Here is a 14,084-nt window from a genome sequence, read left to right as displayed (position 1 = left end):
TAAAGTTAGCGATTTTGCGAAAGGATGAGTAAAATCTGATTCAAGTACTATAATGCAAACACAGAATAATAATTGCAATAGGGTGTACGTAATGAACAACGAACTAACTGACAGCATGCTGGTCGGCAGCTATAAAATTAAGGCAGATTCAGGCGACAAAAAGCCTGACAGGAAAAGCCTTTCTCTGGGCAAAAAAGGCTCTGGAAGCTTGTATATCGAAACTAATCTTTCAGGCGTATATTTTTATTACAAATACAAAAAAAATGGCAAGGTATCTCTTGAGCCGATAGGCAAACATAATTTGCTAAACGCATCATCGGACGGTATTGGATTAAATGAAGCAATTAAACGTGCAACCATATTTGCTGATCATAATTTAGCCGGAACTTTAAGCGAATATTTGGCTGATGTAAAGGCTGTTAAGGAACAAAAAAAGGAACGTGAAAAGGTAGAAAAAGAGGAAGCTAAAAAGCTAGAAACTTATGGCTCATTTGAAGATTTGCTGATCTGGTATCGTGATGTTTTTATAGGTGAGGAGAGAGATTCTTATAGCGATATAAAGAGTGCTTTTAATAAGCATATTTTCAAGAAAAGAAACAAGTTTAAAAAGCTCCTTTTAAAAAAAGCAACAGATATAACATCGGATGACATTAAATTAATATTTCTTGATTGCATTGAAATTGAAGGCGAAGTCAGAGTTTACATGAATCGCTTAAGAAGTCATCTCCATGCTGCGTTTAAAGCTATGATAAAGCAAGAAGGAGATTACGAAAATCAGCACGAAATAACTTTTAATATTAAGTTTAATCCGGTTGGGTCTATACCACGTAAGGGCGAAGTTGAAAATAGAGGGAAAGATCAACTGACTGATAAGGAAATTTGGATTATTTGGCATCATGGAATAGAAGCTATGAATACACACCTTGGTTATTTATCACGCCTATTGTTGTCACTCGGTGGTGTCCGGCAAGGACAACTGATGAAAGCGGAATGGTTTGATGTAGACACTGATTTCAAAATTCCCAATATCAGAGTACTAAATAACAAGTGGAAAAAAGGGATGAGCGTCGAGCAAAAATATTATGCAGTTCCTTTGAATAAATTAGCCCTCAGCGATATTAAATTTTTGAAAGAAAAATTTGGCGAATACAAACATCTTTTTCCAAAGAAAAATGGTAGCAGCTATAAAAATGAACATATGTGTAAGCATTTGGACAAGCGAACTAAAGCACTTAATCGTTTTATAAAAGATAAAATAAATTCTGACCATTTTAAAAACATAACAATAGGTATGATCCGAGGCTCTGTTACAACTCGCATGAAAGAAGCAGGTTGTGATGAAAAAACAATAATGCGTTTACAGGCTCATACTGTTGACGACGATGGAAAAAAAATACAAAACAGTATGCACCACGAGGTGTACTCACCGGATTTTCAATTTCTTGCTGAAAAATTGGAGGTTAGTAACAAGTGGGAAAAATATTTACGCAATATAATTGACAAGCCATTCGATCAAATTACTGATAGACTGCCAGAAGATATGCACGAAATGAAAAATATTCGAAAATCAAAATAAACCAATATTGGAGTAATAGCTATTTAATTACTCCAATCCTTTTTTCCTTCAAGCCACTTTTGAATATCACTTTTCCGCCATTTTAAATTACGCTTTGATTCAGGATTTACAGGCTCAGGAAATCTACCTTTTTTTCTTTCTTTTAAAATAGTTGTTCGGGAAGAAACCTTAGTTGCTTTCATTACTTCTTTTTGTGTTAGCAAGTGAAGGTCTTGGTTAATGCCTTTTAGCTCAACTGCTGCATTTAAAGCTTGTTCAGTTACAATTATTTGTCCACCAAATTGCAGTGGAACAATATTGTTTTCGCTTAAAAAAGCGTACACAAAAGCTTCCGATTCTGTATTTAATAACTGCTTAAAGTCATCCATGTTTAAAGGTTTCATTATTATTATGTCCAGTGCTGTTCATTATCGCTCGTTCTATGCATATATAAGTTAGTAAAAAAATCCCAAAATCCAAAATCAAACCAAAAAAAAGTGAAAATATTCATAAAAACAAATAATTTTAAAAAAGTTAAAAATATATAAATTTATTTTGAGCTTGACACACTTTAAATATATTTTTATACAAAGCAGCAATTAAGTGGATATTTAAATACTTATTGAAATCTATGTAAACGACAACGCTAGTATAAAGGTTTTACTAGCATGAAAAATAGGAAAACGGCATTGACATTAAATTTTTCTTCATTAAGATTGTATTTAAGAGATAGAAAAAAATATTTATTTATCTCTCCCTTTTCAAATAAGCAAAAAGAGGGTTATTAAGGTAGAAATTAATCTACCTTAAAAAATGCATAAAAAGGATAATAATAAAATGCCAAAATTAACATCGAAAGCCGACAAAGTTTCTCTTAATATTAAAGTTTCAAAAAGTACAGATTTTGATTTAAAAGTACTAAGGGAAGCTGCACGTATTCAAAGCTCTAAGTTTAATGTATCAGACAACGTTGAAAGCTATTTAAAGCGTGTAATTAAGCAACTCAAAGCTAGTTCTGATTTTTCGCCTGAAGTGATGAAAGAGGCACAAGAAAAGGTAGAAAATAAGCTATCTAAGAATTAACCTTATTAAGTTTTAAAGAAAAAGGCAGCAGACAATAAATCTACTGTCTTTATCTTGCTTATTTAAACCACCCTCTAATCGCTTTAACCGCAACTCTTGCAGCTTTCTCGCCAGCGTCCAGCGCTTTCGATCCTGCGTTAATTAACACTGATAAACCCCCGGCTATGCTGGGGAGACTTACATAGATTTAACCGTAGCGACAGTAGCTGACCTTAATGACTGACCGATCTGAATGAAGAAGGCAATTTCTTTATGGTTGGACACTGCTGACGCTGCAAGCAAGCTTGCAACGCCATCAGCGCCTTAAGTGTAAGAGCTATGCAGCATTCCGCTTAAAGTTCTCGGCCTGCTCAAAGATTTCTTTGTACACCTCATCCCGGTCAATGGGAGGGTAGCCCCACTCATCAAGCAGAATGATCAGGTCGAAGTGAAGTTCCGCTTTGATGTCGTCTCGCTTATTCCAGTCAGTATACTTGGCTTTATCATCAATGACTTTTTTCACCTCTTTGGAGAGGTCGATCAGCTTTTCTTCAGGGTAGGTAAAGTCATATTTATGAGCCAGTGAAACCAAGATGTCGTAAAATGCTTTCTCCTCAAAGTCAATGCCCATCTCACCGAAAGAGGCCATTTCTTCACGAAGTTCGTTATACAGATTGATGATTTCGTCTGAAAAATCATTGATGACTTCGCTTCTTAGAACGTCCTGCTCATCTCTTTCATTATACTTTTCGACCAGCGCATTCATCTTCTTGCTGAAGTCAACGCCTTTAACCTTGTTGGTTTTTTTGAACTCTCCAATAGCTTTAGCCAGCATTTGCTGAAGCAGTTCCAGCTTGGTATTGGGCTGCTTAATTAACTCCAGCTTGGCAAGGTAGTCGTCATCGAAAATATCAATCTCACCGCCGTCTTTCTCTCCAAGCTTAAAGATCTCTTCTACACCATCACTAATAAGCGCATCTTTAACAAGATCACGCACTCTGGCGTTCATCTGGTCAACATCTGGAGCACCGCCTGTTGTGATCTTGAAGACAATAGTCCTGACAGCCAAGTAGTAATGAATTTTGTCTTTATGGGCTTGAGTCAGTTCACTACTTCCCACGCAGATGTCATATGCGGACTTGAGGCGCTTGGCTAAGTCCATGAAAGTTTTTTCAAACTTCTTTGTTCTTAACGCAAAATCGGCAGAAGCATTCAGGCATTTGAGCTGTTCAAGTGGTGTTCCTTCGAAGTATGGTTTGAAATCAAACTTATGGAACAGGGCATCTAGTAGACTAAGATGATCTTTTACTATGATTACAGATTGTTTGATGTCCTCATGTTCTTTCTCCTGCCCTCCAGTGTATTTGGAAAGAGCTTGATTCATCTGCTTTTTGATGCCGATGTAATCGACTACCAAACCTTTTTCTTTCTTTTCGAACTTGCGGTTTACCCTAGAAATGGTCTGGATCAGGTTGTGCTTTTGCAGCGGTTTATCAATATAGATTGAGTCAAGGAACGGTACGTCAAAGCCTGTAAGCCACATATCAACTACAATAGCGATCTTGAAGTTAGATTTATCATTTTTAAACTGGCGATCTAGCTCTTTTCGGTAGTCCTTATTACCGAGCTTGTCCCATAAAGCTTTCTCATCATCCTTGTCACGAGTCATGACCATTTTGACTCGTTCCATTGGTTTGACTTTTTTCTTATCGCTTTCTGATAAAATGACACCTTCTTCACAAGCTTTAACTTCTTCCCACTCCGGGCGAAGTGCTATTAGCTCCTTGTAGAATTCGAAGGCAATTTCACGACTACTACAGACAAACATAGCTTTGCCTTTCTGGGTTGTACCTTCCTCTATACGAGTTTCGTAATGTTCTATAAAGTCTTTCGCTATAGCTTGAATACGATCAGGATCACCTAGAATGGTGGACATGCTTGCCATAGCTTTTTTACTTTTATCGATCTGGTATTCGTTTGTTCCAGCTTCTTCACATTCTTTGTAGTACTTCTCTACTTCGTTCAGTTGCTTGCCATCCAGAAGCACTTTTGCAGCTCTACCTTCGTAAACGATCCGAACAGTAATTTCATCGTAGACAGACTCGTTCATGGTATAGCTATCAACGACTTTACCGAAGACATCGAGCGTTGCATCAATTGGTGTACCAGTAAAGCCAACGTAAGTTGCATTGGGCAAGGAGTCATGAAGATATTTGGCAAAGCCATAGCTTTTCTTCACACCTGTTTCTGTAACAGTGACTTTTTGCTCCTTGTTGACTTGGCTACGGTGCGCTTCATCCGAGATGCAAATAACGTTGGTACGCTCAGTTAAAAGCTCAATATCTTCTGTGAACTTATGGATGGTCGTTAGGAAAACACCACCACTTTTACGACCTTTTAGCTCTTCTCGTAGCTCAGCACGACTTTTAACACTGACAATATTCTCATCGCCAACATATTTTTTTGCATTGGTAAACTGACCGGAAAGCTGGTCGTCCAAATCGGTACGATCAGTGATCAAAATAACAGTGGGGCTACCTAGCTCAACATCTTTCATCAGCAAGCGAGTAAGAAAGAGCATTGTATAGCTTTTACCACAGCCCGTTGCTCCAAAGTATGTTCCCCCTTTTCCATTTCCGTGGGGCTTCATTTTCTTTTTGATGTTGGTAAACAATTTGGTGGCAGCGTAATACTGAGGATAGCGGCAAACAATTTTTTCTTGTTTACTTGAGGTATCCGGAAGATAGATGAAGTTACGAATTACTCCCAGCAAACGCTGCTTATTAAACAAGCCGCTGACCATGGTAAACAGAGAGTCAATACCGTCCTTACCCAGCTTCTCTTCACCTGTGATTTTGCGCCAAGAGTAATAAAACTCAAAAGGAGCAAAGTAAGAGCCCATTTTATTGTTCACGCCATCACTGATTACACACAAAGCGTTGTATTTGAACAGCTCTGGAATATCACGATCATAACGGGTTGTCAGTTGCTTATAGGCATCGTGGATGGTTGCCTCTTCACGAATAGCACTCTTAAATTCAAACACCACAAGTGGTAGGCCATTGATGTACAGTATTCCATCAGGAATACGCAACTCATAACCTTGTATTTCCATCTGGTTGACTATGCGGTAGTGGTTATTACTTATATCGTCATAGTCGATTAACTGGATGTATAAATCCTTCTGGCTGGGATCTTCACGCTTGATCAGAAAACCATCAGAAACAAGTTTCATAATGGCTTTGTTAGTGTCATACAAATCAGAGGCTGGGAGGTATTCCAGCTTATGGATAATCGACTCAATCTCACCTTCAGTGATTGAGTCGGATTGGTAGCGTTGTGCTAGAAATTCACGAAGATCAGTCTTGATCAGCACATCTTCAGGCGCTCGCTCAATCCCTTCACCACGAATATGTGGATAGCCTTCTTTCCCTAGCAACTCAATAATGGCTTGCTCAAGCTTTTCTTCTGTGAATTTCATTCTCTAGCTACCTTTTTAAGGAGCAGTCCTCTCAACTCTTTTAATTGTTGATTTTCTGCATGTTTATTGGAAATTAATTTAAATATTGGTGTGGCTAACCTATGAAAATTAGACATGCTTGCTAAAGCGTCAGTATCTATTCTATATTCCTTCAAATAGTCACTATGGACTCTCTGCCTACCAGAAGAGCCGACCATACTACTGATGGCATACGATCGAAAGTTCTCATTTTTAGCCAAACAATAGATCCAAAAGGGACTGACTATCCCCTTGCCTCTCATAACGATAAACTCTGTTGAGCCGTAAGCAACTTCATCTTCACTTAGGATATCTACAAATGCCGTTTTACCATTTTCTAAACAAGGAGTTATACGAGCAAGCAAAGTATCTCTATTTTTAAACTTCGATCCAGAAGTAAATGGTCTGACAACAGGGTTGCCAATAGTCATACTGTTTTCCGACACATTAGCCATTTCAACGTAAGTTGTTGATGCATTTTTCTTTATCGTATGCTTGGGGTTAAAATCAATTAAGTCATCTAGTATGGTGTGTTCGGTTTCAATTTCGTGACCGTGTATTGGAAAATGTTCTTCGAATATGGCAAATGCACTCTTCTCCAGCCCAGCCATAAGCTTTTCGTTAAGTGCAATACGGTCATTCACCACATTGTATTCACGTACGATTTCACGCTGCTTTTCTATGGATGGAATAGGAAGTTCTAGCTCACACATTTCTTCCCAATCAAAAATTTCACGCACCGACCCGTGAGACTTAAATCGAGCATACCGATCAAATTCAGGTCGTCTAAACCACATCATCAGATATTCAGGTGTCAACTGTTCTGTATCAGTCACCTCGAATACCGTATAAGCCTGAGATACTAGAGCCTGATCCAGTGACTCAAGCATCGCAATGCCCATTTTATCACCTCTGCGAGAGGTGTCAGGTACGTAAGTAAACTGATGTTTTTTGACAATTTTATACTTTTTAAAATCAGTCCCGACAGTGTTGGCTACTGAATCGATAAAAATTTTCTGAGTTGATACCCCAAGTAAATTATCTTTGCGATCTTCCTTATTCCTAACGTCAATAGCTCGAATAAACTGACCTAATTTTTTATAGTTTGATCTCATAGCCCAGCTCTTTAAAAACATTTAGTAATTCATTTTTTGATTGTTGTTCTTGAGCCAAAAGCCCACTGAACTCCTCTTTGAGGTTGTTCATTTTCTCGTCAAAATCAATATTCTCATCACGGTTTGTAAATTCAATATACTTACTTGGAACAAGTGAATAGCCTTTATCTGCAACCTCAATTTTTCGAGCGGAGTAGCAATACTCAGCAACATCTTGATAAGCACTGTTGGTGTTTACTTGCTGCCAAGTATGCAGAGTCTCAGCAAAGTCCTTGATATCTTGTTCAGAGAACTGAATATACTTCTTCTCGAATGGTTCGCCTCGTTGTCGAAGATCCATAAACAGGATTTCTTCTTCACGATCTCGATAGTTACGAACTACATCCTCATGAGGAACAGTGCGTTCTTTCTTGTTCTTATTAAGAATCCACAAAGTTACACTGATGTCAGTGGTATAGAACATATTACGAGGTAAAATGATCACTGCTTCGACGAGATTATTTTCAATCAGCTTTTTACGAATAGCTTTTTCTGTGCCATCACCAGATAGTGCGCCATTCGACAAGATAAATCCGGCAACTCCTTCTTCTGATAGCTTCGATACCATGTGCAAAATCCAACCATAGTTGGCATTGCCCGTTTGAGGTGTTTCATAACCATCCCAGCGATGATCATCAGTTAACTCATCTGCTGCTCTCCATGCCTTCTGGTTGAAGGGCGGGTTTGCCATGATGAAATCGGCTTTCAACGTTTCATGCTGATCATTGGAAAAGGTATCTTTGGCTGCTGCTCCCAAATTAGCGGAAATACCCCGGATGGCGAGGTTCATCTTCGCTAGCTTGTAGGTAGCAGTCGTTTGCTCCTGACCATAAACGGACACATCTTTCTTGTTGCCCTTATGGTTATCAATGAACTTCATAGACTGAACGAACATACCGCCGGAACCACAGCAAGGGTCGTAAATTTTCCCCCTATACGGCTCGATCAGTTCTGCTATCAGGTTAACGATACTTTTTGGAGTATAGAATTCCCCTTTACCCTTACCTTCTGCGATTGCAAATTTTGAGAGGAAATATTCATACACTCGACCCACTACATCCTCATGAGGATTTGCCAGTGTGTCGATGTTATTGATGACATCCAAAAGCGCTGAAAGTTTGCTGACATCCAGATCAAGCCGGGAAAAATAGTTATCTGGCAAAGCACCCTGTAGGGCTTTGTTTGTCTTCTCAATGGTACTCAGGGCGGTGTCGATTTTTAGTGCAATATCTTCCTGCTTGGAGTTTTTCTGGATAAAGCTCCAGCGGCTCTCTTCTGGTAGGTAAAATACGTTTTCTTTGGTGTATGCCTGCACCAGATCGACATACTTCTCTTGACCTGCATCGATCAGCTCTTGCTTGCGCTTCTCGAAAGTGTCACTGATGAATTTCAGGAAGATCAGACTCAGTACAATGTGCTTGTACTCAGAGGACTCAACACTGCCACGCAGCTTGTTCGCTGCATCCCAAAGTGTTTCCTCGAATGATTTCTCTTTCTTTCTTGCTGGTTTTCTAGCCACTGAATCGGCCTCTAAGTGAAAAAAATGCCGCTTGCATGCCCAAATAGAGATAGCTGCAAGCAGGGCAGTGAAAGTTTGCCGCTCCAATTTTTTATAGAATAAGACGCAGGCTAAAGGGGTTATTCTGCCATAGGATGGTCGTATAGCCTATGAGTTCATACACATATTTTCTGTTTCGAAACATTCATGGAATGCGTGGAAAAGCATCGCTATATGTACTCTCAACGGGTTTTGAGGCTCAAGACTACGCTGCCAAAAACGTCAAAGATAGGCAACGAAATTTCAATGGAGAGCACTTCTGGGTCAGAGGGTATTTTGTCTCAACTGTTGGACTTGATGAAGAAGTGGTACGAGCCTATATCTGAGATCAAGAAAAGAATGATTCAAGGAAAGGTCAGTATGATCTTGATTGGTAAGCACCCTTGGGCGCAATAAAAGCCCTTAGAGGGCGTAACCTAATAAGCCTCCGGCTATGCCGGAGGTCAGTTAACTGTTATTTCAAAATATGTTAGTAAATCTTGTAAAATTTCTGGGCTTGCAGTAGCTATTGAAATTCCCAAAAACATAAAGAATGTACTAAAAAATAACTGGGTTGTTAGCGCTACAAAGTAGCTTTTAAAATTTATTCCCTTGCGCTTTCTTTCTTCTGTTCTAGCGGTTTTAGCAAGTTTATCCAATTCTTTTTGAAAACTTGTAGTGTAAGCGTAAAAGGTATCATGGCATGTTTTGGTTGCTGCTTCTTTTGCGCTTTTAACAACTTCTTTTTGTAAGTTATCGGACGTATGGTTAATTACATCTTCAATGCTGTTTGGTATTTTTTCATAAAGTCTTAAATGGTAATTTAGAGCTATAAATATTGACCAAACTGCATCATCATTTTTAAGTCCCAAGGTGTCTTTGATCTTGTAAAGAAGAAGCCTTTCTTTGTCAGTAATCTTGCGCTCCGTCAACTTTTCAAAATATTTATCTATCTTCTCACTCATTGTCCATCTCCTCCAATTTATTAAAGACCTTAGTTATCCAGCGCTCTAAATTCATTCGCTCGGATAGGGATAATTCTTTTGTTTTAAGCAATTCTAGCGTTGGAGCCTTAAGCTTATCGACAATTCTATCATCAAGATCGGGCAAGTATAATTCTGACCTATTGTCGTCCAATAACTGCTTTCTAATTTTTGATTCGTGCCATCTTGTAAATTTCTCTTGCTCGCCAAAGTAGCCATTTAGCACAATATTGAGCTTAAAACTGAAGCCAGATAAGCCTTCGTATAGCTGTTTTAAAAGTACTAAACAATAGGTGTCTCTCGAAATCACGAAATCAATTACGACTTTGAAATTCAATTGTTTGCATACTTCAAAAAACACTTCTGCCTCTGCAATTAATATTTTATTTGTCCTCGCAGGCATATTAACTACTACTTCGTCTATATCTTTTTCCTCATCTAAAAGATCTATGAAATCCATCCAGCCGTTGTGATTGGTTAAATTTATTTGCTTTGAATTTATGTCTGAATTTTTAAAATATCTGCAAACATCAGGGTTAGCTATATCAGAATCGATTAATAAAACTTTTGAATTCTTGTGTTTGAATTCAGTTTTTATTTTTGAATGGAAGCTTTTTCCAACGCCGCCCTTTTCGCTTGTTACAATTGTTATCCTTTTCATTATAAATCCTCCTCATCGAAATCTGGCGTGAAGTCATCATCCACCATTTTAATGCGGTTAACTTTGTATTTTTCTGATATTTTTTTACTGGTGGAAAGAGATTTGGTAATTGGATTTTCAGGCACATTTGAACTTACTGTGTCTTGTTTTTGTTTTGCTTTTGTTGTGTCTTTCTTTCCGCTTTTAATGTCTCGCATATACTGCATTAAGGTGCGGGGAGATATGTATATGTTTGCTTTTTGAAGCTGCTCGGATATTTGCTCTTTTGTGTATCCAGCTTTAAACAAAGCCTGCACTTCTTTATTCAGCTTTTTTAGCTTTTCAAAGTTGCTTATTTTGCGTGGAGCAGTGTTTGAGGTAAGTAAGCTATTTAAGCTTTCTTTTGCTTTATTGATTTGACTTTCGAATTGCTTGGCAGTTATTAAATCAACTTTATTGTTTTTGTTTTTATCAAGTTCCTTCATTTATTTTCTCTTCTTGTTATTGACGTTAACACTATCGTTTTTATTAAGTCAATAGTTTTGTTTAAGACAATTTAGTAAATTTAATTCTAATGTCAATCAGCCTTGTTAATTAACTTAATTATTTATTGCAGTGCTGTTGCTAAATATCTGTCTTTTGTCTTGCAATTAAATTGCTTTTGTCTTGCTTCTCTTTTGCTTTCTCTTGTATTGCTTACTGTTTTTATATGTGCAGGCTACTGCTTTGTTACGTAAGGTGTTTGTTTTACAATATGCTTATAAGTAAATTAATAAGAAGGACTGGATGCGCCACTCCCCCCGACTACTACGTAGATCGGATGGGAGGCATAAAAGTTCTCAACTACTTTGTAGTTTCGCACATTTTATTTGGCAATCCAGCTTAAGGATTTCATCCTTAAGAATCCTGAACATTACACACATATATTAAGGAGAGTTAAGTGAGCAGAAGAGACAAGTATATTTATTACAGCGTAAGTAATGAAGAAAAAAAGTATGCAATAGAAAGACAGCTAGAATATCAGTATGCGACATTTAGCGAATATATTAGAGCTTGTTTGTTTAATGAAAAATTTAAATATTGCCGCAATGACCAGCCCCAAAAAATTACTAAAAGGGCAGAATATAAAGTACTTGTATCTCAGTCTGAATTAGATCAAATTAATGAAGAATCAAAAAATATGAATATAAGAAAGTCCGCATTAGTTCGTCACAGAATAATCAAAAAAAATATTCCAAAGCCTACTGAAAAAACTAAAACTGATCAATTGGATTTGCTTTTTAACAGGCTTTACGGCATGGCAAAGCTGCATTACTTATCTCTTAACAAGTATGAGAAATTAACTAAAAGTATAATTGATGAACTTAAGTCCGTTAATCAAAGAAGAAAACTTATTATGTCAAAGTACGACGAGCTAAATAATGTAATGAAGCAGTTGATTTCCAAGATAAACAATGAACAAGACACCTTTAGTGAACTTATTTATATAACAAAAATAATAGGAGATAAACAAAATGGTGATAATATTCCCAGATAAAAGAAAAGATGGAAAAACTTCATTTAGGTCTGCGATAGAATATATTGACGACGATGCTAAACAGTATCGTGATAAAGAAGAAGCTGTATTTTACTTCAATTTAATTGCCAATAATAAACAGCAAGCAGCAAGAATTATGAAACTTACTGCTGATCAGAATCTTGATAAAAAAGATCCTGTTGTTCATTGCATAATATCTTTTCCTGAAGATGAAAAACATAAGTTGAATAAAGATAGTTTAAAGCAAGTATCAAAATCATTTTTAAAAAAAATGGGATGGGGTGATCATCAGGCGATTTCAGTACTTCATGAAAATACCCAGCACCATCATCTGCATTTACTTATTAATAAAGTATACGTAAATGAGTTAACGGGCGTAAGCCACTGCCATAACCCCGACTGGCTACACAAGTCATCCCACAGGGCAATGAGAGAAATTGAGCTTGAGCTAGGATTTAGTCACGACAACGGCTTATACGTTGTTCGCAGCGACACCAGTGGCAACAAGCATATCTTCGAGAATCCCGATTATAAAAATAAAGACAGAGATGCAGCTAAAGGCAAAGCAGCACAACTAGAAACTTTTAACCATACACAAAGTTTTAAAAGTTATATAAAAGAAGAAGTAACTAAGCCATTAACCGCATTTAAAAAAGATAATTGCAATAACTGGGGTGATTTGCATAATGAGCTTGCTAAGTATAATCTTAAATTTGAACAAAAAGGCAACGGCCTAACAATTCACGATATCAATAATGATAAGTATTCAGCAAAAGCTAGTGACATAGGACGCTACTTTAGTAAAGCAAAACTTGAAAAAGACTTGGGTAAGTATGAAAAATCAACAATAAACCATTACGCAGTAATGCCAGAAAAAAAATATAATCCAGAAAAACAACTTACACAGCCAAAAAAAATGGATAAACCACTAACAGAAAAGGAGGTAAAGAAAAACAAAGAAAAAACAGAATCACAATTAATGTATGAGGACTTCAAATCTGAAAAAGATTACTACAAAAAAACATATGATATTCCCAGAAAAAAAGAACAAAAAGAAATACGACAAAAATTGGATAAACATTATAAAGAAATAAAGAAACAGCAAAGAGATGGATTTAGGTCACAATGTGCCCTTAAGAGAATGGAGCTGAGTGTAAAGCACTTGCCGAAGGATATATATCTTAAAATGAGGAGCGAGAATGCTTTTAACACCCTTAAACAAAATGAAAAAGTGCTGCAAGAAAAAAGACAGGCATTAAAAGGTGTAGAAGAAAAATATCCAATAAAAAATATAAATTGGATCGATTTTGTTGATGAAAAAGCAAAAGACCGCACATATAAATACCAAAAGACAGCAAAAAAAAACAAAGAATACAGGTTAAATAAAAAGAGATTTAACGAGCAAGAAAAAGCACTAAACGCAAGCAGTCAATATCGATCCACTAACCTGCCTAATTTCAAAATCGAACAAAAACAACTGTTCAGGGATATTGATTTTAAATATAACAATGACACAAAAGAAATCGAATTCATCAAAAATAACGAAGTAATTTTCATCGATAAGGGCAACAAAATAAGTTTTGATAATGTCGAAAAAAATACAGACGATGAGCTGGAAGCAGGACTCCTACTTGCCGCAAAGCAGTACAACAATAAAGTATATTTGACGGGCGATAACGACTACAAAGATAGAGTGTGTAGGTTAGCAGCGAAATACAAATACATAAGTATTACAAATGAAGATCTTGAAGATAAAATAAAAGAATATAAAAGGATAGAGCAGACAAAACAACATAAACAGATGAAGCAAGAACGCCAGCAGCAAAAGCCTAATAACAGGCTTATAGATGTGTCTGACAGGGACTTCAAGCAAGAGCATAAAAAGAAAGCAAAACAAAGGAAGGAGAAAGACAAAGAGCATGACGAACGAGACAACGAACCGTGATTGTTGCCAACTTTGTTGCCAATCAGAATGCAAGCCAAAAAGGTAGAAACTTTTACGCCCTTATTTGTGTTTTATTTTGTTCATTATTATGTGTTAGTTGCCAACCTTATTTTAAACTTAAAAAGGTAGAAAGTTCTATGCCTTTATTTGTGTTTTCTTTGATTTATTTTTA

The 14,084-nt window shown here is 36.9% G+C and carries 12 protein-coding genes; 5 read left to right on the top strand and 7 right to left on the bottom strand.

Features of this window, described 5'->3' with window-relative positions:
- The first annotated feature begins 91 nt into the window (after window positions 1-91).
- On the top strand, window positions 92-1,576 hold the full coding sequence (locus NX720_RS12080; RefSeq protein ID WP_262601354.1) for a site-specific integrase: 1,485 nt from the start codon (window positions 92-94) through the stop codon (window positions 1,574-1,576).
- A 23-nt stretch (window positions 1,577-1,599) separates the two neighbouring features.
- Here the strand turns inward: NX720_RS12080 and NX720_RS12075 are convergent, their stop codons facing one another.
- Entirely contained in the window at window positions 1,600-1,959 is a 360-nt protein-coding gene (locus NX720_RS12075; RefSeq protein ID WP_262601353.1) for a helix-turn-helix transcriptional regulator, read from the bottom strand.
- A 409-nt stretch (window positions 1,960-2,368) separates the two neighbouring features.
- Between NX720_RS12075 and NX720_RS12070 the strand changes: the two genes are divergently transcribed.
- Complete coding sequence (locus NX720_RS12070; protein WP_262601352.1) at window positions 2,369-2,638, top strand: hypothetical protein; 270 nt, start codon at window positions 2,369-2,371, stop codon at window positions 2,636-2,638.
- A gap of 316 nt (window positions 2,639-2,954) precedes the next feature.
- Here NX720_RS12070 and NX720_RS12065 read toward each other — a convergent pair whose 3' ends face one another.
- The 3 genes from NX720_RS12065 to NX720_RS12055 are packed head-to-tail and all read right to left on the bottom strand — an operon-like array spanning window position 2,955 to window position 8,789.
- Window positions 2,955-6,098, bottom strand: a complete 3,144-nt coding sequence (locus tag NX720_RS12065) for a type I restriction endonuclease subunit R (protein WP_262601351.1) — start codon at window positions 6,096-6,098, stop codon at window positions 2,955-2,957.
- Window positions 6,095-7,231, bottom strand: a complete 1,137-nt coding sequence (locus NX720_RS12060) for a restriction endonuclease subunit S (protein ID WP_262601350.1) — start codon at window positions 7,229-7,231, stop codon at window positions 6,095-6,097. The genes NX720_RS12065 and NX720_RS12060 overlap by 4 nt, the downstream gene beginning before the upstream one ends.
- Entirely contained in the window at window positions 7,215-8,789 is a 1,575-nt protein-coding gene (locus NX720_RS12055; protein ID WP_262601349.1) for a type I restriction-modification system subunit M, read from the bottom strand. Before NX720_RS12055 ends, NX720_RS12060 begins: the two co-directional genes overlap by 17 nt.
- Window positions 8,790-8,938: 149 nt before the next feature.
- On the opposite strand from NX720_RS12055, the gene NX720_RS27125 reads away from it, so the two are divergent.
- Complete coding sequence (locus NX720_RS27125; protein WP_404831070.1) at window positions 8,939-9,154, top strand: transposase; 216 nt, start codon at window positions 8,939-8,941, stop codon at window positions 9,152-9,154.
- Window positions 9,155-9,271: 117 nt separating this feature from the next.
- Here NX720_RS27125 and NX720_RS12045 read toward each other — a convergent pair whose 3' ends face one another.
- Genes NX720_RS12045 through NX720_RS12035 form a run of 3 tightly spaced genes read right to left on the bottom strand, consistent with a single transcriptional unit; the run spans window position 9,272 to window position 10,915 of the window.
- Window positions 9,272-9,772: a hypothetical protein gene (locus NX720_RS12045; RefSeq protein WP_262601348.1), complete on the bottom strand. Its 501-nt coding sequence runs from the start codon at window positions 9,770-9,772 to the stop codon at window positions 9,272-9,274.
- Window positions 9,765-10,451 carry a P-loop NTPase gene (locus NX720_RS12040; RefSeq protein ID WP_262601347.1) on the bottom strand — a complete coding sequence of 229 codons (687 nt, stop codon included), beginning with the start codon at window positions 10,449-10,451 and terminating at the stop codon, window positions 9,765-9,767. The genes NX720_RS12045 and NX720_RS12040 overlap by 8 nt, the downstream gene beginning before the upstream one ends.
- Window positions 10,451-10,915 (bottom strand): hypothetical protein, encoded by a 465-nt coding sequence (locus NX720_RS12035; RefSeq protein WP_262601346.1) that lies wholly within the window; start codon window positions 10,913-10,915, stop codon window positions 10,451-10,453. The genes NX720_RS12040 and NX720_RS12035 overlap by 1 nt, the downstream gene beginning before the upstream one ends.
- Window positions 10,916-11,370: 455 nt before the next feature.
- Between NX720_RS12035 and NX720_RS12030 the strand changes: the two genes are divergently transcribed.
- Together NX720_RS12030 and traI are read left to right on the top strand one after the other, a co-directional pair.
- Entirely contained in the window at window positions 11,371-11,967 is a 597-nt protein-coding gene (locus tag NX720_RS12030) for a hypothetical protein (protein ID WP_262601345.1), read from the top strand.
- Complete coding sequence (traI, locus tag NX720_RS12025) at window positions 11,945-13,912, top strand: TraI/MobA(P) family conjugative relaxase (protein ID WP_262601344.1); 1,968 nt, start codon at window positions 11,945-11,947, stop codon at window positions 13,910-13,912. The genes NX720_RS12030 and traI overlap by 23 nt, the downstream gene beginning before the upstream one ends.
- Window positions 13,913-14,084 lie beyond the last annotated feature (172 nt).

This window comes from Endozoicomonas euniceicola, from assembly GCF_025562755.1.
GTDB lineage: Bacteria > Pseudomonadota > Gammaproteobacteria > Pseudomonadales > Endozoicomonadaceae > Endozoicomonas_A > Endozoicomonas_A euniceicola.
The sequence above is the reverse complement of the archived record's forward strand: the minus strand, read 5'-3'. Positions and strand labels throughout refer to the sequence as shown.